Annotated in this window: 24 protein-coding genes; 15 read left to right on the forward strand and 9 right to left on the reverse strand. The window is 58.1% G+C overall.

Annotation, left to right across the window (positions count from 1 at the left end; translation table 11 throughout):
• Positions 1–117: 117 nt before the first annotated feature.
• A complete protein-coding gene (locus tag Q0802_RS02290; protein WP_298912945.1) occupies positions 118–567 on the reverse strand; it encodes an isoprenylcysteine carboxylmethyltransferase family protein in 450 nt (149 codons plus the stop codon).
• Positions 564–944 (reverse strand): VOC family protein, encoded by a 381-nt coding sequence (locus tag Q0802_RS02295; protein ID WP_298912947.1) that lies wholly within the window; start codon positions 942–944, stop codon positions 564–566. Before Q0802_RS02295 ends, Q0802_RS02290 begins: the two co-directional genes overlap by 4 nt.
• 119 nt (positions 945–1,063) lie before the next feature.
• On the opposite strand from Q0802_RS02295, the gene Q0802_RS02300 reads away from it, so the two are divergent.
• Together Q0802_RS02300 and Q0802_RS02305 are read left to right on the forward strand one after the other, a co-directional pair.
• A complete protein-coding gene (locus tag Q0802_RS02300) occupies positions 1,064–1,816 on the forward strand; it encodes an SDR family NAD(P)-dependent oxidoreductase (RefSeq protein WP_298912949.1) in 753 nt (250 codons plus the stop codon).
• Positions 1,817–1,885: 69 nt separating this feature from the next.
• A complete protein-coding gene (locus Q0802_RS02305; RefSeq protein WP_298912952.1) occupies positions 1,886–2,464 on the forward strand; it encodes a transposase in 579 nt (192 codons plus the stop codon).
• Here Q0802_RS02305 and Q0802_RS02310 read toward each other — a convergent pair.
• The 5 genes from Q0802_RS02310 to Q0802_RS02330 form a co-directional block, all read right to left on the reverse strand.
• Positions 2,452–3,228 carry a gamma-glutamyl-gamma-aminobutyrate hydrolase family protein gene (locus tag Q0802_RS02310; protein ID WP_298912954.1) on the reverse strand — a complete coding sequence of 259 codons (777 nt, stop codon included), beginning with the start codon at positions 3,226–3,228 and terminating at the stop codon, positions 2,452–2,454. The two genes, Q0802_RS02305 and Q0802_RS02310, sit on opposite strands and share 13 nt — an antisense overlap.
• A 128-nt stretch (positions 3,229–3,356) precedes the next feature.
• Complete coding sequence (locus Q0802_RS02315; protein ID WP_298912959.1) at positions 3,357–3,782, reverse strand: heme-binding protein; 426 nt, start codon at positions 3,780–3,782, stop codon at positions 3,357–3,359.
• Positions 3,783–3,823: 41 nt separating this feature from the next.
• Complete coding sequence (locus Q0802_RS02320) at positions 3,824–5,968, reverse strand: malate synthase G (RefSeq protein WP_298912962.1); 2,145 nt, start codon at positions 5,966–5,968, stop codon at positions 3,824–3,826.
• 86 nt (positions 5,969–6,054) lie between these two features.
• Positions 6,055–6,213, reverse strand: a complete 159-nt coding sequence (locus Q0802_RS02325) for a DUF2256 domain-containing protein (RefSeq protein WP_298912964.1) — start codon at positions 6,211–6,213, stop codon at positions 6,055–6,057.
• 4 nt (positions 6,214–6,217) lie between these two features.
• A complete protein-coding gene (locus Q0802_RS02330; protein ID WP_298912967.1) occupies positions 6,218–6,394 on the reverse strand; it encodes a hypothetical protein in 177 nt (58 codons plus the stop codon).
• A 104-nt stretch (positions 6,395–6,498) separates the two neighbouring features.
• Here Q0802_RS02330 and pepN point away from each other — a divergent pair, with 104 nt between their 5' ends.
• From pepN to Q0802_RS02345, 3 genes are read left to right on the forward strand one after another with little or no spacing between them, the layout of a single operon-like run.
• Positions 6,499–9,051, forward strand: coding sequence for an aminopeptidase N (gene pepN / locus Q0802_RS02335; protein ID WP_298912969.1), 2,553 nt, complete (start codon positions 6,499–6,501; stop codon positions 9,049–9,051).
• The gene (locus tag Q0802_RS02340) at positions 9,051–9,791 is read left to right on the forward strand and encodes an SDR family oxidoreductase (protein ID WP_298912971.1); all 741 of its coding nucleotides are present in this window, start codon (positions 9,051–9,053) and stop codon (positions 9,789–9,791) included. Before pepN ends, Q0802_RS02340 begins: the two co-directional genes overlap by 1 nt.
• Positions 9,781–10,218, forward strand: coding sequence for a hypothetical protein (locus tag Q0802_RS02345; RefSeq protein ID WP_298912973.1), 438 nt, complete (start codon positions 9,781–9,783; stop codon positions 10,216–10,218). The genes Q0802_RS02340 and Q0802_RS02345 overlap by 11 nt, the downstream gene beginning before the upstream one ends.
• On the opposite strand, the gene Q0802_RS02350 is transcribed toward Q0802_RS02345, so the two are convergent.
• Positions 10,204–10,866: a transglycosylase SLT domain-containing protein gene (locus Q0802_RS02350; RefSeq protein WP_298912975.1), complete on the reverse strand. Its 663-nt coding sequence runs from the start codon at positions 10,864–10,866 to the stop codon at positions 10,204–10,206. The two genes, Q0802_RS02345 and Q0802_RS02350, sit on opposite strands and share 15 nt — an antisense overlap.
• Before the next feature lie 380 nt (positions 10,867–11,246).
• Here Q0802_RS02350 and Q0802_RS02355 point away from each other — a divergent pair, with 380 nt between their 5' ends.
• The 5 genes from Q0802_RS02355 (at position 11,247) to Q0802_RS02375 (ending at position 15,600) form a co-directional block, all read left to right on the forward strand.
• Entirely contained in the window at positions 11,247–12,386 is a 1,140-nt protein-coding gene (locus tag Q0802_RS02355; RefSeq protein WP_298912978.1) for a hypothetical protein, read from the forward strand.
• Between the two features lie 20 nt (positions 12,387–12,406).
• Positions 12,407–12,892, forward strand: a complete 486-nt coding sequence (locus Q0802_RS02360; protein WP_298912981.1) for a hypothetical protein — start codon at positions 12,407–12,409, stop codon at positions 12,890–12,892.
• Between the two features lie 85 nt (positions 12,893–12,977).
• Complete coding sequence (gene gatB, locus Q0802_RS02365) at positions 12,978–14,489, forward strand: Asp-tRNA(Asn)/Glu-tRNA(Gln) amidotransferase subunit GatB (protein ID WP_298912984.1); 1,512 nt, start codon at positions 12,978–12,980, stop codon at positions 14,487–14,489.
• A gap of 53 nt (positions 14,490–14,542) precedes the next feature.
• Complete coding sequence (locus Q0802_RS02370) at positions 14,543–15,022, forward strand: thioesterase family protein (RefSeq protein ID WP_298912987.1); 480 nt, start codon at positions 14,543–14,545, stop codon at positions 15,020–15,022.
• Positions 15,023–15,138: 116 nt separating this feature from the next.
• A complete protein-coding gene (locus tag Q0802_RS02375) occupies positions 15,139–15,600 on the forward strand; it encodes a DUF4177 domain-containing protein (RefSeq protein WP_298912990.1) in 462 nt (153 codons plus the stop codon).
• A 9-nt stretch (positions 15,601–15,609) separates the two neighbouring features.
• On the opposite strand, the gene Q0802_RS02380 is transcribed toward Q0802_RS02375, so the two are convergent.
• Positions 15,610–15,867 (reverse strand): BolA family protein, encoded by a 258-nt coding sequence (locus Q0802_RS02380; protein WP_298912993.1) that lies wholly within the window; start codon positions 15,865–15,867, stop codon positions 15,610–15,612.
• 74 nt (positions 15,868–15,941) lie between these two features.
• Here Q0802_RS02380 and Q0802_RS02385 point away from each other — a divergent pair, with 74 nt between their 5' ends.
• The 5 genes from Q0802_RS02385 to Q0802_RS02405 all read left to right on the forward strand — a co-directional run bounded on the left by Q0802_RS02385 (position 15,942) and on the right by Q0802_RS02405 (position 22,101).
• Positions 15,942–16,568, forward strand: coding sequence for a J domain-containing protein (locus tag Q0802_RS02385; RefSeq protein WP_298912996.1), 627 nt, complete (start codon positions 15,942–15,944; stop codon positions 16,566–16,568).
• A 125-nt stretch (positions 16,569–16,693) separates the two neighbouring features.
• On the forward strand, positions 16,694–17,680 hold the full coding sequence (gene cobS / locus Q0802_RS02390) for a cobaltochelatase subunit CobS (protein WP_298912999.1): 987 nt from the start codon (positions 16,694–16,696) through the stop codon (positions 17,678–17,680).
• A gap of 4 nt (positions 17,681–17,684) precedes the next feature.
• A complete protein-coding gene (locus tag Q0802_RS02395; RefSeq protein WP_298913002.1) occupies positions 17,685–18,383 on the forward strand; it encodes an aspartate/glutamate racemase family protein in 699 nt (232 codons plus the stop codon).
• Between the two features lie 3 nt (positions 18,384–18,386).
• Positions 18,387–20,264, forward strand: coding sequence for a cobaltochelatase subunit CobT (gene cobT / locus Q0802_RS02400; protein ID WP_298913005.1), 1,878 nt, complete (start codon positions 18,387–18,389; stop codon positions 20,262–20,264).
• Between the two features lie 46 nt (positions 20,265–20,310).
• Positions 20,311–22,101, forward strand: coding sequence for an aminopeptidase P family protein (locus tag Q0802_RS02405; protein ID WP_298913008.1), 1,791 nt, complete (start codon positions 20,311–20,313; stop codon positions 22,099–22,101).
• Positions 22,102–22,121: the final 20 nt, after the last annotated feature.

A 22,121-nucleotide genomic window follows, 5' to 3' on the forward strand; every position in this document is an offset into this window, starting at 1 on the left:
CCCCCGTTTGATGCGTTTTCGCGTAATCTGATGCATATGGATGGTTTTTTCCCTATCTTCTCGACACGCAAGGTACAAGCGCGTGGGAAACTGTGAGCGCTCACGGTTGCACAGAATTCACACCCATCTGCGTGTTTTTTGAGCATATCGTGCAAAATCGGCCCGAAACACACGCCTCATGCGGTTTTCTTCCGGTATGATGAACCGTTTTTCCAAGACCCAGACAAAGATAGGTACAAAGATCAGCCCGAGCACCGCGTCCCACCACAAACACAGCCCGGTCAGAATCAGCACATCCGCCAGGTAGATCGGGTTCCGCGACTTGCCGAATACACCCGACTGGATGAGCTTGCCGGGGGTTTCGTGAGGAATGATGGTTGTCTTGTGACGTCTGAACTCAACGGCGGCCAGCATGGCCAGCACGATGCCCGCGCCCACAAGCAAGCCGGAAACCAGCGACGTGACCGGGTGGGTCAGGCTAAGCCCGAAAGGCAGAAACCTTGCCTGGCACCAGGCCAGAACCGCGAAACAGACCAACCAAAGGGGCGGCATGTCCAGCCATTTCATTCCGCATCCTCAGCAGCCATGGGCTGCCAGAGTTCAATGGGGTTACCTTCCGGGTCAGTCAATCTGGCAAAGCGACCATTGGGATATCGTTTTGCATCAACTTCCACGTCTATGCCCGCTGCGCGCAGCTGAGAGACCATGGCGTCCAGATCATCCACCCGCAAATTGAGCATCCAGCTTTTCGCGGCATTGCCGAAATATTCAGTATCCGCGGCAAAAGGCGCAAAAACTGTCGGGCCGGCCTGTTGCTGCCAGGCATCGGCCTCGTAGGTCACCGGAACCTCAGAAATGCCCAGATGCTCCGCATACCAGGCGGACGTTGCCTTGGGGTCGTCGGCACGGAAAAACAAGCCGCCAATACCTGTGACTTTCTGCATGATGCCATCCTCTTGCTGCGTCCCGATTGTAGCGCGTTTGAGCGCTCAAAACAATCGACGCACGCTCTTGTGTCTGCCCCCCTGCCCACTAAGCTGATGGCAAAATCAGGGAGAACGATATGTCGCTCGCAGGAAAACATGCGTTGGTCACAGGTGGCGGAAGCGGAATTGGTCTCGATGTTGCGCGTATGCTCTCGGCAGAGGGGTGTCTCGTTACCATCACCGGACGGCGACAAACTGCCTTGGATGCTGCCGCGGCAGGGAGCATTCACGGTATGACCATGGATGTGCGCGACGAAGAAGATGTGATCTCTACCATCGCCGCAGCGGTTGAAGCACGCGGGCCCCTTCAGATATGCGTGGCAAATGCGGGCATCGCCGAAGGGCGCGCTTTGCACAAAACCGACCTGAAATTCTGGCGCAACATGATGGCGACAAATCTGGACGGGGCCTTTCTGACCATACGCGAATCCCTGACCTCCATGCGCCAAACGGAGTGGGGACGCGTCATTGCGATATCTTCCATTGCCGGGCTGCGCGGGTTGCAGGGCGCATCATGTTACACCGCTTCGAAACACGGGCTGGTCGGATTGATCAGGGCGTTGAGCGAGGACCATCTGGGCAAGCCGTTCACCTTCAACGCCGTTTGCCCTGCTTATGTCGACACCCCCATCGTAACACGCAATACCCTGTCGATTGCAGAGCGCGCCGGGGTCAGCGAAGCGGAAGCCCAGGCGATCATGGTCTCGGCAAACCGGCACAACCGGTTGATCTCCCCCCAAGAGGTCTCCTCGGCAGTCAAATGGCTGGTGTCACCCGGATCCGAAAGCGTCAACGGCCAAGCCATCGAAATCGCAGGCGGTCAGATGTAGGGTCACAAATCTTCTGTCGCGCTGCCGGTCTTCAGGTTTCATTAACCGTGAATGCGCTAGCCTAAATCCATGACCAGCTGCTATCACTCAAAAAACCCGAACCCAACGTATTTTTTCACGGCGCGGCTTGCTGATCCAAACAGCAGTGTGCTGGTCAAAGAGGTTGCATTGTTGCGCCAAGCGGTGCGGGAAACGGTCGAACGTTATCCATTCACAATTGATGCAATCGTTGTGCTGCCCGCGGCACTTCACACGATCTGGACGCTGACAGCGCAGGACCCTGATTTTCGTCCGCGCTGGCGGTTTCTGAAATCGCGGTTTTCGCGGGCATTAATGCAAACAACCCCGCAACAGGATGGAGACTTGACGACACGTCGAGAGCGCATCTGGCACAAGCGGCTGTGGGACCATCAAATTCGTTCGTCCCACGATCTGGAGGTGCATCGGCAGCTGATCCATAGCGCGCCGGCTCAGACAGGCCTTGTTCAAGATCCAAAAGACTGGGCGTGGACCTCGCTGCACCGCACCCTGGCGGCCTCGCACAGGCAACACAATGCGCAACCCCCGCGAAAGCTAAGCGATCTGAACTTCAAATCCGTTCGCAGCACTCGAACTGTCTCTCTGCTGCCCGAAGCTCAGGCCACCTGAGCCGGGGTCAACTGCCGACCGTTCGCCCATGCATGGGTCGCCTCGCCGAAAGCGGCAAAGAGAGGCCGTGACACAGGATCGCGTGCCGCCTCATACTCAGGGTGCCATTGCACAGCGAGTGTAAAGCCGGGTGCTCCGTCAATATAAATCGCCTCCGGCGTGCCATCCGGTGCCACGCCATCCACGATCACCCGCGCCCCGGAGGATTTGATCCCCTGCCCGTGCAGCGTATTCGTCATCACCTCCTGCGCCCCCATCAACCGATGGAACACGCCCCCTTCGGTGAAGGAAACCGGGTGCCGGAGCTCAAATTTCTCTTCCAATGTGCCGTCAGGCGGCATTCTGTGGTTCATACGGCCCGGCAAATCCCGGATTTCAGGATGCAGCGTCCCGCCCATGGCCACATTGACCTCCTGAAAGCCGCGGCAAATGCCCAGGAACGGCTGGCCGCGTTCAACGCAAGCCCGCACCAGATCAAGTGCCACGGCGTCGCGCGCCCGGTCAAACTCTCCATGCGCATCAGTGGCTTCCTCACCATATTCGGCCGGATGAACATTGGGCCGCCCGCCCGTGAGCAGGAATCCGTCGCATGTGTCCAACAGCTCTTGTACCGAAATGAACCGCGGATCGGCCGGAATCAGCATCGGAATACAGCCGGAAACATCCGAGACAGCTTCAGTGTTCATGACCCCCCCGGCATGCACGGGATAGTCGTCAAAAAGCAGGTAGGGGTTGGAAAAAATACCAACGATTGGCCGCGCCATCAGAACCTCTTAATTAACTTCCTTTTGCAAGATATAGCCTTGCACACCAAGGGTTAACAGCCCATGACCGCGCAAGGGCCTGTGCAGAATTGCTTAACTTTTCCGAATTCAGCATACAAATCAACATCTCAGGCTTCTGCCATCAGGCCAGCGGCTTCAATGCCGGCAAGCGCGGCGATCACGTCATTGTCCGAGGTGTCTCCCGTCACACCAACTGCGCCAATGACGTTTTCCATCGCGTCTTTGAGCAGAATACCCCCCGGAACAGGCACCACCTGCCCGCCGAAAACACCATTTACGGACGTCATGAAATAGGCTTGGGTATCAGCCCGCGCCATTTGCGCAGTTCCCGCAATACCCAGCATGATCGATCCGTATGCTTTGCCGTGCGCGACGCCAAAGCGCCCCGGCGAGGCGCCGTCCTCACGTTCAAACGCCTTGACGTGCCCGCCAGCATCCAAGACCACCACGGACAAGGGCTTGAACCCTTCGGCGCGTCCTTTGGCAAGTGTTTCGCGGATGATGATGCGGGCTTGTTCCAGTGAGACGATCATGAGGGTTCCTTGCTGTTTTGGTCATTTTCCTGAGCGGTTCATCACAACCCTGAGGCTTTCAGTTCAAGGCGGCGGGCGTGCAAAACAGGCTCGGTGTAGCCGGACGGCTGCGTGCGCCCTTTGAAAACCAGATCGCAAGCTGCCTGGAACGCCACCCCATCATAGTCGGGCGCCATTGGTTTATACTGCGGGTCCGATGCATTTTGCCCATCAACCACCTCGGCCATCTTACGCATCACCTGCATAACTTCCTGGGCATCGACGACACCGTGGTGCAACCAGTTTGCGACGTGCTGCGCGGAAATCCGGCAGGTTGCTCGATCCTCCATCAAGCCCACGTCATTCATGTCAGGCACCTTCGAACAGCCGACACCGTGATCCACCCAACGCACGACATATCCCAGAATGCCTTGCGCGTTGTTTTCAACTTCCCGGATTTTCTGCGCGTCCGTCCATTTCTGATAGGTGGCCAGCGGAATATCAAGAACCGTATCCACATAGGCACGCCGCCCGTTTTTCTGCAACGCAGCGTGAACCGCAAAAACATCCACGCGGTGATAATGCAGCGCGTGCAGGGTTGCGGCGGTCGGACTTGGCACCCAGGCACAATTGGCCCCCGATTTGGGATGTTCAATCTTCTGCTCCAGCATCGCAGCCATCAGATCAGGCATGGCCCACATGCCCTTGCCGATCTGCGCACGCCCGGAGAGGCCGCACTCCAAACCGATATCCACGTTCTGGTTCTCATAGGCACCGATCCAGGCCTTGCGCTTGATGAAATCCTTGCGGCTGAACGGACCGGCCTCCATGGAGGTATGGATTTCATCGCCGGTGCGATCCAGAAACCCGGTATTGATAAAGGCCACACGGGATTTCGCTGCGCGGATACATTCTTTGAGGTTCACGGAAGTGCGCCGCTCTTCATCCATGATGCCAAGTTTCACCGTGAACTGCGGCAGGCCAAGCACATCTTCTACCCGGGTAAAAATTCGGTCGGCAAAGGCAACTTCTTCGGGTCCATGCATCTTCGGCTTGACCACGTAAACCGAGCCGGTCAGTGAGTTGCCGCCCTCCCGCTTCAGATCATGCATCGCGATGAGCGTGGTGATCATGGCGTCCATCAGCCCCTCGGGAACTTCATTGCCCTCGCGGTCGCGGATGGCCGGATTGGTCATCAGATGCCCGACGTTACGCACCAGCATCAGTGCGCGACCCTTTAGCGTGACTTTCATGCCGTCTGGCCCGGTGTATTCCCGATCAGCGTTCAGGGTGCGGGTCACCTGCTGCCCCCCCTTCTCAAACGTATCCTTCAGATCGCCTTTCATCAGGCCAAGCCAGTTGGCGTAAGCAACAACCTTGTCTTCCGCGTCAACGCAGGCAACGGAATCTTCACAATCCATGATCGCGGAAACGGCGCTTTCCATTCTAACATCCGCCAATCCGGCCTGATCCCTGCTGCCGATCGCGTGTGTCCGGTCAAAAAACAATTCCACGTGCAGCCCATTGTTGCGCAGAACCACAGCGGTCGGCGCCTTTGGGTGGCCTGAGTATCCGACGAATTTCTCAGGATGCACGAGGGGCTGGTCATCGACCAGCAGTGCCCCATTGCGCACATAGTAACGACGAGCGTCGGCATGGCTGGTCTTCTCGATCGGGAACGCTTCGTCGAGGAAGACCCGCGCACGCGCCACGACCCGCGCGCCGCGACCCTGATCATATCCTCCTTTGGGCGCGGGGCTACCCATGGCATCCGTCCCGTAAAACCCATCGTAAAGGCTTCCCCACCGAGCGTTCGCAGCGTTCAGTGCATAACGTGCGTTGGTGATCGGCACCACCAATTGTGGGCCCGGCACTCGCGCAATCTCGTCATCTACATTTGCGGTGTCAATTTCGAAGTCGTCTCCTTCAGGCAGCAGGTAGTCGATCTCTCGCAGGAATGTACAATAGGCCTCGTGATCATGAGGCGCTCCGCGACGCTCCACATGCCACGCGTCGATTTTCGCCTGCATGTCTTCGCGCTTTTGCAAAAGGGCGCGGTTCTCCGGCCCAAAATCATGCACCAGATCGGACAGCCCCTTCCAGAACTCCGTGGCTTCGATACCCGTACCGGGAAGAGCCTTGGATTCAACAAAATCCACCATCTCCTCAGCCACCTGAAGATCATTTTTCTGGAGAAAATCGGCCATTCAAAAACACTCCTCAACGATGGCGCTACGGGTATGGCCAAAAGGTTTAGGAGGTTTGTTTCCGATAGGCAACAGAGTTGGTAAGGTTACTTTACCAATCTTCGAGAAGGTTTGAGCCGGACACGGCGGCAGCGGTCCGAACAATAGCGTACTTCATCCCAAACCCGCTCCCACTTTTTGCGCCATGTGAAGGGCCTCTGGCAGGTCACACAGATTTTCTGGGTCAGATCACCCTTTCTGGTCATAGGTTCAGAGGGCGTTCAGATAAGAGCCTGCATCAAGCGAGACAACGCTCTCGGCTTCACCGCCAAACCAGTAGATCGCTGCGCCTAAACCGAGCGCAAGAAAGAGACCTGCCCAAAGTCCCCAGAGGGCCGGCCGGTGACGACGTTTCTGTTTGCCGATATTCGTGTCGGGTGCTGACATTTTCGTTCCTTTCGATTTTCATGACCATGCCGGGTTGCGGCGGGCGTCTTGGGACCATAACGTCCTGCGCGTCATACCCGTTCCAATCAACAAAGCAGGTGCCCATGCGCGACGCGACCCCCCAGACCATATACCTGAGCGATTACAAACCCTTCGGCTTTGACGTAACATCGGTAGAGCTGACATTTGATCTGGCCCCGAACACGACGCGCGTGCGCTCAAAGATCGCCTTTGTGCCCAGAGAAGGGACAGAGGGCACCTTCTTTCTCGACGGCAAGGGCCTGAAGTTGATTTCTGCCGCCATTGACGGTGTCGCCATTTCCCCGGACCTCACACCTGAGGGCTTGACCTGCGCGGTGCCCGATCACCCGTTCCTCTGGGAGGCTGAAGTCGAGATTGACCCCGAAAACAATACCGCCCTCGACGGGCTCTACATGTCAAACGGCATGTATTGCACTCAGTGCGAGGCGCAGGGATTTCGCAAAATCACCTACTACCCTGACCGCCCCGACGTGATGAGCGTGTTTACCGTCAAGATCAACGGACAGCACCCGGTGTTGCTGTCAAATGGCAATCCGGTCACCAGCCATCAAGGCTATGCAGAGTGGCATGATCCGTGGCCGAAACCGGCCTATCTCTTTGCGCTGGTTGCAGGCGATCTGGTTGCAGTGCCGGGGGCGTTTACCACCAAATCGGGACGCGATGTGGCCCTGAACATCTATGTGCGCCCCGGTGACGAGGGTAAATGCACCTTCCCCATGCAAGCCATCAAGGACAGCATGAAGTGGGATGAGGAGGTTTATGGCCGCGAATATGACCTTGATATCTTCAATGTCGTGGCGGTCGACGATTTCAACATGGGCGCCATGGAAAACAAGGGTTTGAACGTCTTCAATTCCTCCGCCGTTCTGGCCTCTCAAGCCACTTCCACCGACGAGAATTTTGTTCGCGTCGAGGCGATCATTGCCCATGAGTACTTCCATAACTGGACGGGCAATCGCATCACCTGCCGCGACTGGTTCCAGCTGTGCCTCAAGGAGGGGCTGACCGTATTCCGCGACAGCCAGTTTACCTCAGACATGCGCTCTGCACCGGTCAAGCGTATAACGGATGTGATCGACCTGCGGGGACGCCAGTTTGCGGAAGATCAGGGGCCACTGTCCCATCCGGTGCGGCCTGAAAGCTTTCAGGAAATCAACAACTTCTATACCGCTACCGTCTACGAAAAAGGTGCTGAAGTCATCGGCATGCTGAAGTGTCTGGTCGGCGATGAAGCCTATGCGCGCGCGCTTGATCTCTATTTTGACCGTCATGACGGGCAGGCCTGCACCATCGAAGACTGGCTGCAGGTTTTTGAGGATGCCACCGGCCGTGACCTGACCCAGTTCAAGCGCTGGTATTCACAGGCGGGCACACCACGCCTTACCGTGAAAGATGCTTGGTATGCAGGTACTTACATCCTGACATTCACGCAAAACCTCAAACCGTCGGCGACGACACCTGACCCCAAACCTCAGGTTATCCCCATCGTGACGGGTCTGTTGGCGCCTTCAGGCGAGGAGATTGTCCCAAGTCAGGTTCTGGAACTGACCGAAGCTTCGCAGTCCTTCACCTTCGAAGGCCTGTCGGAGCGCCCCATTCCTTCTGTCCTGCGTGGGTTTTCGGCACCTGTCGTGCTGGAAAGCGAGCTGGCGGAAAACCACACGGCCTTCCTGCTGGCACATGACACCGATCCCTTCAATCGCTGGGAATCCGGGCGCAGCCTCGCCAAGGCCAGCCTTCTGGACATGATCCGCACCGGTGCGGACCCGGATGAGCGGTATCTCGACGGTCTTCTGGCCGTCATTTCGGATGCGTCGCTTGACCCCACTTATCGTGCGCTGATGTTGGGACTGCCCAGTCAATCTGATCTGGCAACAGCACTTCACGATGCGGGCGACACCCCTGATCCGGAGGCGATTTGGGCCGCTACCGAAGCCATGCGCCGGGCCCAGGCCCAACATTTCAAGGGTATCCTCCCGGGGCTTTTTGCCGATCATCAGGTGACCGAACCCTACGTTCCGAATGCAGACCAGTCCGGGCGGCGCAGCCTTGCAAATGCCGCCCTGTCGCTGCTCAGCCGGCTTGAAGGGCCGGAACGCGCGCAAAACCAGTTCGATCAGGCCGATAACATGACCCAGCAGCTGGCGGCTCTTTCCATCTTGCTGCGCGAGAATGCAGGTGATAACGCCTTGAAATCATTTGAAGGTCAATGGAAAGATGACCGTTTGGTCATGGATAAATGGTTTGGGCTTCAAGTCATGCAAGCAGCACCCCAGCACGCCGCAGCAACCGCCGCCGCTCTAACGGAACATCCTGATTTCAATTGGAAAAACCCCAATCGTTTCCGCTCCGTCTTTGGTACGTTGGCCGGGCATCACGCAGGGTTCCACGCGGCGGGTGGCGCAGGTTACCGGCTGCTTGCCGATTGGCTGCTCAAACTGGATCCGGTCAATCCGCAAACAACTGCGCGCATGAGTGTCGCCTTCCAGACCTGGCGGCGCTACAGCGCCGAGCGTCAGGACATCGTTACTGCAGAGCTTGACCGAATGCTGGCCACGCCGGACCTGTCGAGAAACACAACCGAAATGCTGACCCGTATCCGAGGAAAAGAATAATGAAACCTGTCTTGCTTATCACCGGCGGGTCCGCTGGTATCGGAGCGGCTTGCGCCCGTATTGCGGCATCAAAAGGGTTCGATCTGGCGCTGAATTTCCGGACTGACACCGACGGGGCAGCGGCGGTCGCCAAGGATTGTGAGGCCGCCGGTGCAAAAGTCATCCTGTGCCCCGGCGACGTCGCAGACCCCGACGCGATTGTGCAGGTCTATAAAGACATCGACGACGCCTTCGGCCGCCTCGATGCCCTGATCAACAATGCCGGTGTGGTCGATCAGACCGCCAAGGTCACCGATGTGGATCATGCGCGCCTCAGACGCATGTTCGATATCAACGTGATCGGTGCCATTCTGGTTGCCAAAGAGGCGGTGCTACGCATGCAGGCCCAGGGTCAGGGTGGGGTCATCGTCAACGTATCCTCCGCCGCCGCCCGTCTGGGATCAGGCAATCAATATGTGGATTATGCAGCTTCAAAGGCGGCCATCGACTGCTTTACCAAGGGGCTGTCGGATGAAGTCGCTGGTGACAATATCCGCGTCATGGCAGTGCGGCCCGGGCTGATCGAGACAGAATTGCATGCCAAGGGCGGGGAGCCGGGGCGTGCGGACAGGCTTGCACATATGGTTCCCATGAAGCGCAAAGGCTCCGCAGAGGAGGTCGCCCAGGCGATTGTCTGGCTGCTGTCGGAGGATGCGAGCTACGTGACGGGATCGACGCTGGACGTCACGGGTGGTCGCTGACCCGTTTTCCTACCAGCACAGCGGACGTAACCTCAAAACGCTTTGCATCGTTCTGGGTATCTGGTTGATCCTGGCGCTGGCGATTATCGTGGTCGAGGCGGCGCCCTGGCTGATGGGCATCATTGCCCTTTGCACCCTGCCCGCCCTATGGGATCTGTTTGCTGACCCTGCTGCGGGGCTGACGTTTGATGACCGGTCAGTTCAATGGTTCAGCGGCAAGCGGCATGCCTCACTTCTGTGGTCGGAGGTGGATCATGTGCGTCTGGACACCCGGCTCGATTTTTCTGTGCGTGTCACTATTATGCTGAAGTCCGGTGGCAAGGTTCGGCTGCCTTACGAGGCAACCCCTCCCCATCAAACCTTTGAAAGTGCTTTGCGTGCCCGGGGCATTCGCACCGAAAGACACCACTTTTCACTTGTTGGGTGATTGATAAGGCACGCGTTTGCGCACAGGTTCAGGCGGCGCGTTACAATAGGGCTGCTGTTTGAGCCATGTCGCGATATCGCGCCTCTTGGTGGCACTGCGCATCGGACCCCAATCCGCCGCAACCCCGCGCCAGCGCCCTTCCTTGCCAGAGATGACGCCGTCCCGCGGGACCGTCACAGCCATGATCCGTATTGCACAGCTTAAGTTGTCGCCGCCGTCCTTGAGCGCCTCGCCGCTGCCAGCACGACAACTGTAACCCCGTGCCGTGGCGGGCGCGATCTGCAGTAGTCCAAACCACTTGCCACCCCCTCCAACGGCCCAGGGCTTGAACGTACTTTCATGTTTGGCCAGTGCAGACATAAAGCCGACCCAGAATGCCTGCCGCCCCTGAACATCCGCCTGCGCATAATATGGACACCACTGCTCAATATCTGCAGGGATCATATTGGTCAGAGGCTGGCCATGGGTTTGCAGCGCTCGCAAAGCCGCCTGATTCCACAGCACATGGTTTGGCATGTGGCTCCACCGCATCTGCGGCAAGCGCACCGCAGGGCTTTGCGCAGCTTCCTTAGCGGACTGCGCGTGCCCTTGAGGAGACCAGACTGTCAGGCAAAACAAAGCGGCGATCACGGGTATAAAACGTTTCATGGCCTAGCTATGCGCCGAGAGAACGCGATGGCGCAAGAAGATTGATCGTCGTTATGCGCGCATTCGCGGGGGTTTGCTCACCCGGTGATGGAATGCGTGCGCGATCGTTATCCAATTCAGAACAAAAGATATAAATTGTCTACATCCACGCGCTCAATCAACGAGATATCTCCGCGCCGACGCCATGTTTCAGCCCCAAAGAGACGTCATTTTTATTCTTGTTACCTGTTTTTGGAATACTGTAAATGTCGCTCCGGTCCTTGCTCTCAACGAACCCTTTTGCGTCGCTTTTCCGGCGACAACCGAATGGTTCTGGAATCGTTGATCAACCCGCAGAACATGCGCAAAAACATGGAAACTTACGACCTGAAAACGCATTGATGATCGCTTGTCCGAATCCCACCGAAGAAGAATCAATCCGCGATGCGCATCAGTCACGCGGACAATTTCTGGCGCGCCAGGAGCGGTGGTCGGACCTCGTTGATGAAATTCGAAAAGCAGAGGATACCCGCCGCGCTACACCCGGCTTGATGGCGGTAGCTGATTTGCTTGGCTACGGTGCCCGGTCGGACGTGGTGATGGCTGTTGAACATGCCCTGTTCGATGGACGCCCGGCAAAAGGGGCCCCTCTGTTGGAAGGGGTCCAGGCTCTTGAACAGATTCTAGTCGATGCTGAGGGGGACATGATCCTTGGCGCCATCGTGGCACAAGCGCATATGGATATTGCCTGGTTCTGGAGAGGCACCGGTTGGGACAGTCAGATCCTCAAGCGCAATCGTGAGGCATTCGAGGCCCATTTTGACCGCGCGCGTGATATTTTGTCTCCCTACAGGATGCATGAGTGCACCTCGCCAACGCTGGCGGCGGCGAAATGCGGCCTGTATGGTGCCGGGAAGGATACGCCCGATCACCTGGCCGCCGATTATGAATATCTGATTGATCTTGATCCAAGCAATCCCGCGCCAATGCGCGCGATGGGCAATTACCTCTCGCCGCGCTGGTTCGGCACCTATGAAAAGCTTGAACTGGAAGCGCGGCGAACCGCGGCCCGTACGCATGAAATCTGGGGCGCAGGGGCTTACACCTGGGTGATGTTTGATGCGCTTTCAGACGACGATACCGCGTGTGAAAATCTCGATCTCGAGTTCTTTGTGGAAGGGTTACAAGACATCCTTGACCGGAGACCGCATCAGTACATCGTCAACCTGCTCGCCGCCTATTGCGCCAACACGATTGGCAGCAACCTGACTGGCTACGATCCGGCGGATCAGACCCGCACACGCATTGCCGGTTGCGCCGATTGGATCGTGCGCAATCACATGACGGAACTGCATCCTCTTATCTGGGCCCATGCGGCCACAGGCTTCGACAACAACCTCAGAATTCGCTCTGCCCGTGGATTTGCGGCCGCAGGCCGGACCGAAGCCCTGCGCATTATCGCCGACCTCTTCCGGCGCGAAATCGCCCAGGGTAACCGCATTGTTTTCACCGCAGACGGCCCCGTGGCCGAACACTGTTAGACCGCACGAAAGGACGCATCATGGCTTCAATACCAGCAGACGCCATCCATTGGGACAGTGGCGATTGGATCGATTGGCACCGCAACGCCACACCACCCGATCCCGCGCCCTGTGCCGCGCCCTCCGAAGACCCTTTGGCACGGCTACACACATTGCGCACCCGCATGCTGCAGTGCGCGCGCGCGTTTCATGAACTTTCGGGCCAACATCTGCCGATCTACGAGGGCATCGCGCGTGTTCATGCAGCACTGGCATTTGACCTGCCGCTTGACGAGGACATCAGCGCCGCGGGCGGCGCTGATCAGCCGTGTATCATCGTAATACCGCCACTTGGTGCCACGGATATGATCACCTTCGATCCGGCAACACCCTGCAGTTGTCTAATCGTCGTGCGCATCAAGGACAACTTCAAGGCGGAGGCGCGCATGATGCCGTGCACAAACCTGCCGAAAGCAACGGATGGACCTATTCAACTGCGCTGGCGTGATTTGCCGACCAACGGCTGAACGGCGCGCGCACGGGGGCTTGCAGCACCCTGCGCGCTGGCCTAAGACCTCTGGCGTGATCAGACCTGCCTGACGAGGGACCACCATGCTCGATTTGACCTATGATACGCCCAAAGCCAAGACCATTGCAGGCGCCAAACACGATTGGGAACTCGTGATCGGGATGGAGGTGCACGCGCAGGTCACCTCGCAGGCGAAACTCTTCTCCGCTGCGTCAACGAAGTTTGGTGCCGAGCCCAACAATAATGTCTCTTTTGTGGATGCTGCCATGCCCGGCATGCTGCCCACGATCAACGAATATTGCGTTGAGCAGGCCGTGCGTACCGGTTTGGGCCTGAAGGCCGATATCAATCTTGAAAGCGCCTTTGATCGCAAAAATTACTTTTACCCCGATCTGCCGCAGGGCTACCAGATTTCGCAGCTTTACCACCCTATCGTGGGCGAAGGTGAAGTGCTTGTGGAAATGGGTGATGGTACCGCACGTCTGGTGCGCGTCGAACGCATTCACCTCGAACAGGACGCGGGCAAATCCATCCACGACATGGACCCCAATATGTCCTTCGTTGACCTCAACCGCACCGGTGTGGCCCTGATGGAAATCGTCTCGCGCCCCGACATTCGAGGCCCTGAAGAAGCGGCGGCCTATCTGGCAAAACTGCGCCAAATCCTGCGCTATCTTGGCACCTGCAATGGCGACATGCAGTCAGGGGCCATGCGGGCAGATGTGAATGTGTCGATCTGTCGTCCGGGGGACTATGAAAAGTATCAGGCGACGCAGGATTTCAGTCACCTTGGCACGCGCTGCGAAATAAAAAACATGAACTCCATGCGGTTCATTCAGGCCGCGATCGAATATGAAGCGCGCCGCCAGATCGCGATTGTCGAAGGCGGGGGCAAGGTTGATCAGGAAACACGCCTTTACGATCCGGATAAGAACGAGACGCGCTCGATGCGCTCCAAGGAAGAAGCCCATGACTACCGCTATTTCCCCGACCCTGACTTGCTGCCGCTGGTGATCGAACAGGGATGGGTCGATGAGATCGGAGCCAACCTGCCCGAGCTGCCCGATGCCAAGAAGGCGCGTTTTATCGGCGATTTTGGCCTGTCGGACTACGATGCGTCGGTGTTAACCGCTGATCTTGATTCCGCAGGTTATTTTGAAGCCGTGGCCGCCGGACGTGATGGCAAGATGGCCGCGAACTGGGTGATCAACGAGCTGTTCGGACGCCTGAAGAAAGACGACACGGACATCACCGAAAGCCCCGTGAGCCCCGCGCAATTGGGCGGCGTGATCGACCTGATCGCGTCAGACGCGATTTCGGGCAAGATCGCCAAAGAATTGTTCGAGATCGTTTACACCGAAGGCGGCGACCCGGCGGAGATCGTCGAAGCACGCGGCATGAAACAGGTAACGGACACCGGCGCGATCGAGGCCGCCGTAGATGAGATCATCGCTGCCAACCCTGAACAGGTTGCCAAAGCCAAAGAAAACCCAAAGCTGGCCGGATGGTTCGTGGGTCAGGTAATGAAAGCGACCGGCGGCAAAGCCAACCCCAAGGCGGTAAACCAGTTGATCGCACAAAAACTCAAGGGCTAGCGAATGCCGGGCGTCTTCACAAAACCATCGCCTGCTCCTGCGGGCAATTTGGAATGAAGCAGGCCTCCCCTTTCCAATCCTCTGTGATGACCGTCAAACCTGAATGGATAGACTTTAACGGCCATCTCAACATGGCCTATTACAATGTCCTGTTTGATCAATGTGCTGATGAAGTATACGAGCAGTTGGGGTTTGGTCCCGACTATCAAAAATCCGGCTGTACGACCTATACCAGCGAATTCCATCTGTGTTACCTGCGGGAATTACATGTAGACGACGCGGTCACGGTGACATTGCAGCTTCTGGACTACGATGAGAAACGTTTCCATACATATCAGGAAATCTGGCATCAGGACGGATGGTGTGCAGCTTCCGGCGAAGCGATGACACTGCACGTTGATCAGTCAGGACCGCACGTAGCACCCATGCCGTCCTCCATTCTGGCGCGTCTGGAAGCGCTCCATGCAGCACATAGTGATCTGCCCAGACCAGCACGCGCAGGGCGCAGCATCGGTATCCGCCGCAAAGATTGACCGACCGTCAGCGCGATCCGTTTTGCCGGAATGCCACGCCATCAATTCCGGTGTCAGCACGGGTTTTCGACCGTGATCGAGGTTGCTATAGAGCAGCGAGCACAGCGGAGTAACCCATGCCTCAATATGAATACAAAGTGATCAGCGCGCCCACACGTGGGATCAAGGCAAAGGGCATCAAGGCGCCGGAAGACCGCTTTTCCCTTGCGCTCGAAGACGTCATGAACCAACTGGCATCAGAGGGTTGGGAATACCAACGCGCTGAAACACTGCCTTCGGTCGAGCGATCCGGATTGACTTCCAGCACCACCAATTGGCGCAATGTTCTGGTGTTCCGCAGGGTGCGCTCGGAGGCTGCACCAAAAGCGCCTGCCGTCGAACCGGAGACGGCCACCCCCATCCGTCAGGAACCAGTGATCGTGCAGCCCAAAACACCAGAGGATGACGCCTCCAAAAGCGAAGGGGCCAGCAGGATGCTCAGCGACAACGGCGTCGAAGAAGCAAGCGAAGTTTCGGGCATGACAAACTCTCTGAAACAGCTGGCCGCCAGCAGAAACCCCGACAAAACAGAAGATTAACGGAGAGCTTTAAACATCCACATCAATGGCAAGCGCATGGATTTCCGAAATCAACTGCGCGCCTAAGGCCGCATGGATTGCCCGATGACGCGCCACACGGTTCATGCTCTTGAACTGCTCAGACCGGATCGCCACGTTAAAGTGACTTTCACCTCCTTCGGGATATCCTGAATGACCGCGATGGCTTTCGCTGTCATCGACCACCTCCAGCTCACGCGGGTTGAAGGCTGCCCGTAACCGATCTTCAATCTGCTGTCGTTTCAACATTTTTTTTTCCTGCCCCCTTCACTCTTTCCGTGTGCAGTTTAAACTAAGCGGCCTCGACTCGTATAGGTGCCAAAATGCCAAAACCAGATCCATTTGGATTCGATATGTCCGTCTCTTCGTCGAAGAAGAAAAATCCGCGTGGTCGGCGCGGCATGTCCGGCGCATCCGAAACGTCAACGCGTACCTGCGATCACGAGGGCTGCAACGAGGCTGGCAAGTACCGTGCGCCCAAAGCGCCGGACGTGCTGGATGATTTTTTCTGGTTCTGCCAGGCGCACGTGCGCGAATACAATCTAAAGTGGAATTTTTTCGATGGCACAACCGAGGCCGAGCTGAACGCTCAGATGTCGAAAGACAAGGTTTGGGAGCGCAATACCAAACCTATGGGCGACCCCGAAGCGCGCGCCTGGGCCCGGTTGGGTATTGAGGATCCACATCAGGTTCTGGGAGCCAATGCGACCCAGAACCCCGGGCGCGGTCCACAGGCCGGGCGGCGTTTGCCCCCGACCGAGCGACGCGCCATTGAAATTCTTGAGGCCAAGGATACCTGGACCAAACCCGAAGTGCGCAAGGCTTACAAAGCGCTGATCAAGGTTCTGCACCCGGACATGAACGGCGGTGATCGCAGCCAGGAAGAGCAATTGCAGGAAGTTGTCTGGGCCTGGGATCAGATCAAGGGCAGCCGAAACTTCAAGGATTGATGGCGTTACCGAATTGCGCCAACTGGCACGCCCCTTCCCCTTGCACATGACCGATATATGTTGCACCAGATGATCCGGGCCAGAACCGCCCCGATTTCGAATTCTATCTACAAAGGTGACACCTCATGGCCGACGGCGCACTGGACACAAACATGAAGCCGACCGAAGAAATCCACGTCCGCGACGTCTTTGGCATTGATACTGATATGGTGGTCAAGGGATTTTCCGATCGCAGCGATCGCGTGCCCGCACTGGACAGCACCTACAAGTTTGACCCCGACACAACGCTGGCGATCCTTGCCGGCTTTGCCCACAATCGCCGCGTGATGATCCAGGGCTATCACGGGACAGGCAAATCGACGCATATCGAGCAGGTCGCCGCGCGTCTGAACTGGCCCGCTGTGCGTGTGAACCTCGACAGCCACATCAGCCGGATTGATCTGATCGGCAAGGACGCGATCAAGCTCAAGGATGGCAAACAGGTCACCGATTTTCAGGAAGGCATCCTGCCATGGGCCTTGCGGAACCCCACGGCAATTGTGTTCGACGAATATGACGCGGGCCGTGCGGATGTGATGTTCGTGATCCAGCGGGTGCTGGAAGTGGACGGCAAGCTGACCCTGCTCGATCAAAACCAGGTGATCGAACCGCACCCCTATTTCCGCATTTTCGCCACGGCGAACACGGTGGGTCTGGGCGATACCACCGGTCTTTATCACGGCACGCAGCAGATCAACCAGGGCCAGATGGACCGCTGGTCTCTGGTGGCGACGCTGAATTACCTCAGCATTGACGCGGAAACAGCCATCGTTCTGTCAAAAAACCCGCATTACAACACGGAAAAAGGCCGCAAGATCGTCAAGCAGATGGTCACGGTTGCGGATCTGACGCGCACGGCCTTCATGAACGGCGATCTATCCACTGTGATGTCACCCCGGACCGTGATCGCCTGGGCGCAGAATGCCGAAATTTTCCGCAACGTGGGCTATGCCTTCCGGCTCAGCTTCCTCAACAAATGCGACGAATTGGAACGCCAGACCGTGGCGGAATTCTACCAGCGTCTTTTTGACGAGGAATTGCCGGAAAGTGCGGCCAGCGTGAGTTTGGGATAGGCCCATGCACATCGGGTTGATCGGCGGCATCGGCCCGGCAGCCACACTGGTTTACTATCAGCGGCTGACGGCCCTGATGCGCGACCGCGGCAAGAAGCTGGAATTGACAATTGTACAGGCAAGTGCGGATGAGCTTGTCGCAAATAATCTGGCCGATGATCGCACTGCACAGGCGGAGATTTACGCGAAGCTTATCGGGCGTCTGAAGGCCGCCGGTGCGGATTGCGCTGCGATAACGTCGCTTGGTGGGCATTTTTGCTATCCCGAAACGGAAGCGATCAGCCCCTTGCCATTGATCAGCGGTGTAACGCCCCTCGACACCTACTTTCAGGCGCAAGACCTTGGAACCGTTGGATTATTGGGCACCGAAGTTGTGATGCGCACCGCTCTCTACGGGCAGTTGAAACAGACCCGCGCGGTAACACCTCAGGGCAATCTCGATGAGGTTGGCAAGACTTATCTGGAGATGGCCTTGAGCGGTGTGGCGACGGATGCCATGCGGATGCTTTTCTTTGAAACCGGGCGTCACATGATTGCTGAACAGGGCGCGGATGCCATCGTGCTGGCGGGAACCGATCTGGGTCTGGCATTTGACGGCCACGATCCGGGCTATAAAGTGATTGATGCGTTGGATGTGCATGTTGCCATGCTGGCCGATCTGGCATCCGGTGACGCAGATCTGCCGCAGATGGCGAAAGGGTAAGCGATGAGCAAACCGTCAGACAATCCGGCCGACGCCTTCAAAAAGGCGCTGTCAGAGGCCACCAAGGTCATGGCTCATGACCCGGAACTGACCGTCTCCTATTCGGTCGATCCCGCCGGAATGTCGGGCGATTCCATGCGCTTGCCGCAGGTCAGCCGCCGAATGACGCGTGACGAGGTGATGCTGGCGCGCGGCACGGCGGACGCTCTGGCGCTCAACCGCCGCTATCACAATGGCCAGACCCATGCGCGTTACCAGCCGCAAGGAGACATGGCGCGTGATCTTTACGAGGCGATGGAGACCGCCCGCTGCGAGGCGATGGGCGCGCGCGACATGCCCGGCACCGCAGGAAATATTGATGCCAAAATCGCGCACGAGTCGATGCGCAAGGGCTATGATCAGGTCACTCAGGCCGCCGATGCACCGCTGGCCACGGCGGCGGGATATCTGATCCGCCATCTGGCCACCGGGCGTGATCTGCCCTCCGGCGCGCAGAATGTCATGGAATTGTGGCGCGGCTTCATCGAAGAACAATGCGGCGGCACGCTCGATAACCTCGATGAGACGCTCAGTGATCAGGCCGCCTTCGCCAAATTCGCGCGGCAAATGATCTCTGATCTGGGGTATGGCGACCAGCTTGGCGATGACCCGGACCAGCTTGATGACGATCAGGAGGATGAGGCTGAGGAAGGGTCGGAAGACGATTCCGATCCCGATAGCACTGGTCAGGATGATCAGGAGGATGAAGAGTCCGAAGGATCACCCGAACAATCACAGGAAGAACAGCAGGACGCCGCCCAAGCGCAGGTTTCCATGGACGACATGGCGGATCAGGAAATGGGCGAAGAGGCGGAAATGCCCGATGGCGAGGCACCGATGGAGCCGCCCGCGCCGCCGCCTGCCTCTGACGCGGATCCCAATTATCTCGTCTATATGAGCGATCATGACGAAGAAATCGGCGCCGAAGAACTGGCCGAACCTGTGGAGTTGGAACGCTTGCGCGCCTATCTCGATCAGCAGTTGGAACCGCTCAAAGGGGCCGTGAGCCGGTTGGCCAACAAATTGCAGCGTCGCCTTCAGGCGCAACAGAACCGGTCGTGGGAATTTGACCTCGAAGAAGGCATGCTGGACGCGGGTCGTCTGGCGCGGGTTGTGGCCAACCCCACCACGCCCCTGTCTTTCAAGGTCGAAAAAGATACTGATTTTCGCGACACTGTGGTGACCTTGCTGCTGGATAATTCCGGCTCCATGCGGGGGCGTCCGATTTCGATTGCGGCGATCTGCGCCGATGTGCTTGCGCGCACGCTGGAGCGGTGCAACGTCAAGGTGGAAATCCTGGGCTTCACCACGCGGGCCTGGAAAGGCGGTCAGGCACGCGAGGCCTGGCTGAATGATGGCCGCCCACAACAGCCCGGCCGTCTGAACGATCTGCGCCACATCATCTATAAATCCGCCGACGCTCCCTGGCGGCGCACCCGGCCCAACCTCGGGCTGATGATGAAAGAGGGGCTGTTGAAAGAAAACATCGACGGTGAAGCGCTGGAATGGGCGCACCGGCGCATGCTGATGCGGCATGAGGCGCGCAAAATCCTGATGGTGATTTCCGATGGCGCGCCCGTCGATGACAGCACGCTTTCCGTCAACCCGGCCAATTACCTCGAAAAACACCTCCGCGATGTGATCGAAATGGTGGAGAAACGCCGTGCGGTCGAGCTGCTGGCCATCGGCATCGGGCATGATGTGACCCGCTACTATGACCGCGCGGTGACGATCACGGATGTCGATCAGCTTGCCGGGGCGATGACCGAACAACTGGCGGCCCTCTTTGACAGCGATCCCCGCGCCCGCGCCCGCATCATGGGCATCAAACGCGCAGGCTGATCGCGGTCCTGCGTCGCAAAAATGCACAGAGGTGGAAGGGCCCAATATGTTTCAGACTTTCGAGGTAACCGCCCGGCCCGAGCAAGGCCCCCCAAGGCTTGCAGCGCTGCGCGAATGTATGGCGGCAGAAGGTCTGGACGGGTTTTTGATCCCCCGCGCGGATGCCCATCAGGGCGAATATGTCGCCGCCCATGACGAACGGCTGGCATGGTTGACCGGTTTCACCGGCTCGGCGGGGTTTTGTGCCGCACTTGCAGAGATCGCCGGGGTTTTCATCGACGGGCGCTACCGCACGCAAGTGAAAGCGCAGGTGGCAGAGGCATTCACGCCGGTGCCCTGGCCCGAAACATCGCTCGGGAGCTGGTTGATCCAACAACTGCCTGACGGTGGGGTGGTCGGCTTTGACCCCTGGCTTCATAGCGCAGGTCAGTTGGAGACATTGCAAAAGTCCCTGGAGAGGTCGGGCATTGAGATGCGTGCCTGTGGCAATCTGGTCGATCAGATATGGGAGGATCAACCCGCCCCGCCCCTGCAACCGGCCAAGGTGCATCCGCTTGAATTCGCAGGCGAAAACCATGATGACAAACGCGCGCGTCTGGCACAGGAATTGCGCGATGACAGCGACAGTGCCGCCCTGATCACCCTGCCGGATTCTGTGTGCTGGTTGCTGAACATTCGGGGCGCGGACATTCCACGCAATCCCATCGCCCAAGGTTTTGCGGTGCTGCACGACAGCGGTGCAGTTGATCTGTTCATGGCGGCCGAAAAACTCACGGAAATTGGTGATCACCTTGGACCAGACGTCACGCAACGCACGCCGGATAATCTGGTGCCCTTTCTGGAGGGCCTTCAAGGCACCGTCCGGGTGGACAAGGGGACTGTTCCCTTCGTCCTCGCGCAGGTGTTGGGGGAGCGGGCGCATTTCGCGGGCGATCCCTGCGCCCTGCCAAAAGCGCGCAAGAACAGCGCGGAAATCGAAGGAGCCGCCGCCGCGCATCTGCGCGACGGGGCGGCGATTGTCGAATTGCTGGCGTGGCTTGATGCGCAACCCTCCGGCACGCTGCATGAGACCCAAGTTGTCAGCAAGCTAGAAGGGTTCCGGCGCAACGACAACGCGCTTCAGGACATCAGCTTTGAAACCATTGCAGGCACTGGCCCCAATGGCGCGATCATGCATTACCGGGTGACCGAAGAGACCGACAGCCTGCTGGAAGACGGACAATTGATCGTGCTCGACAGTGGTGGGCAATACCTTGATGGCACCACGGATATCACGCGGACCATCGCCATTGGCATCCCGCCGCAAGAGGCGGCAGAGGCTTTCACCCGCGTTTTGCAGGGCATGATCGCCATGAGCCGCCTGCGCTGGCCCGAGGGGCTGGCGGGGCGCGACATCGAAGCCGTGGGGCGCATGCCGCTGTGGTTGGCCGGTCAGGACTTTGATCACGGGCTGGGCCACGGGGTGGGCGCGTATCTGAGCGTGCATGAGGGTCCGCAGAGGCTCAGCCGCATCAGCCACGTGCCGATTGAGGCCGGTATGATCCTGTCCAACGAACCGGGATATTACCGCGAAGGGGCCTTTGGCATCCGCATTGAAAACCTGATTGTTGCACAACAGGCCACCCATCTGCCCGGTGCTGATGCGCATCGCAAGATGCTGAGCTGGCGCACCCTAACCTTCGCGCCCATCGACCGCCGCCTGATTGTGACCGCTTTGCTGACGGATGCCGAACGCGCCTGGCTCAATGCCTATCACGCTGAGGTTGTAGAAAAGATTGCCCCCCGGCTATCCCCTGCCGCAAAAACATGGTTGGATGCTGCGACTGCGCCAATCTGACATGCGATGATGATGTCACC

Origin of the sequence: uncultured Roseobacter sp. (genome assembly GCF_947495275.1) — a bacterium.
Lineage (GTDB): Bacteria > Pseudomonadota > Alphaproteobacteria > Rhodobacterales > Rhodobacteraceae > Roseobacter.

Coding starts and splice junctions, on each gene's coding strand:
- Q0802_RS02310 (WP_298912954.1), bottom strand. CDS start 3,228: ATGGCGCGGCCAATCGTTGGTATTTTTTCCAACCCCTACCTGCTTTTT.
- Q0802_RS02315 (WP_298912959.1), bottom strand. CDS start 3,782: ATGATCGTCTCACTGGAACAAGCCCGCATCATCATCCGCGAAACACTT.
- Q0802_RS02330 (WP_298912967.1), bottom strand. CDS start 6,394: ATGTCAGCACCCGACACGAATATCGGCAAACAGAAACGTCGTCACCGG.
- Q0802_RS02290 (WP_298912945.1), bottom strand. CDS start 567: ATGAAATGGCTGGACATGCCGCCCCTTTGGTTGGTCTGTTTCGCGGTT.
- cobS (WP_298912999.1), top strand. CDS start 16,694: ATGGCCGACGGCGCACTGGACACAAACATGAAGCCGACCGAAGAAATC.
- Q0802_RS02360 (WP_298912981.1), top strand. CDS start 12,407: ATGGCTTCAATACCAGCAGACGCCATCCATTGGGACAGTGGCGATTGG.
- Q0802_RS02380 (WP_298912993.1), bottom strand. CDS start 15,867: ATGTTGAAACGACAGCAGATTGAAGATCGGTTACGGGCAGCCTTCAAC.
- Q0802_RS02305 (WP_298912952.1), top strand. CDS start 1,886: ATGACCAGCTGCTATCACTCAAAAAACCCGAACCCAACGTATTTTTTC.
- pepN (WP_298912969.1), top strand. CDS start 6,499: ATGCGCGACGCGACCCCCCAGACCATATACCTGAGCGATTACAAACCC.
- Q0802_RS02340 (WP_298912971.1), top strand. CDS start 9,051: ATGAAACCTGTCTTGCTTATCACCGGCGGGTCCGCTGGTATCGGAGCG.
- Q0802_RS02375 (WP_298912990.1), top strand. CDS start 15,139: ATGCCTCAATATGAATACAAAGTGATCAGCGCGCCCACACGTGGGATC.
- Q0802_RS02370 (WP_298912987.1), top strand. CDS start 14,543: ATGAAGCAGGCCTCCCCTTTCCAATCCTCTGTGATGACCGTCAAACCT.
- Q0802_RS02325 (WP_298912964.1), bottom strand. CDS start 6,213: ATGACCAGAAAGGGTGATCTGACCCAGAAAATCTGTGTGACCTGCCAG.
- Q0802_RS02385 (WP_298912996.1), top strand. CDS start 15,942: ATGCCAAAACCAGATCCATTTGGATTCGATATGTCCGTCTCTTCGTCG.
- Q0802_RS02300 (WP_298912949.1), top strand. CDS start 1,064: ATGTCGCTCGCAGGAAAACATGCGTTGGTCACAGGTGGCGGAAGCGGA.
- Q0802_RS02405 (WP_298913008.1), top strand. CDS start 20,311: ATGTTTCAGACTTTCGAGGTAACCGCCCGGCCCGAGCAAGGCCCCCCA.
- Q0802_RS02295 (WP_298912947.1), bottom strand. CDS start 944: ATGCAGAAAGTCACAGGTATTGGCGGCTTGTTTTTCCGTGCCGACGAC.
- Q0802_RS02320 (WP_298912962.1), bottom strand. CDS start 5,968: ATGGCCGATTTTCTCCAGAAAAATGATCTTCAGGTGGCTGAGGAGATG.
- Q0802_RS02355 (WP_298912978.1), top strand. CDS start 11,247: ATGATCGCTTGTCCGAATCCCACCGAAGAAGAATCAATCCGCGATGCG.
- Q0802_RS02350 (WP_298912975.1), bottom strand. CDS start 10,866: ATGAAACGTTTTATACCCGTGATCGCCGCTTTGTTTTGCCTGACAGTC.
- cobT (WP_298913005.1), top strand. CDS start 18,387: ATGAGCAAACCGTCAGACAATCCGGCCGACGCCTTCAAAAAGGCGCTG.
- gatB (WP_298912984.1), top strand. CDS start 12,978: ATGCTCGATTTGACCTATGATACGCCCAAAGCCAAGACCATTGCAGGC.
- Q0802_RS02395 (WP_298913002.1), top strand. CDS start 17,685: ATGCACATCGGGTTGATCGGCGGCATCGGCCCGGCAGCCACACTGGTT.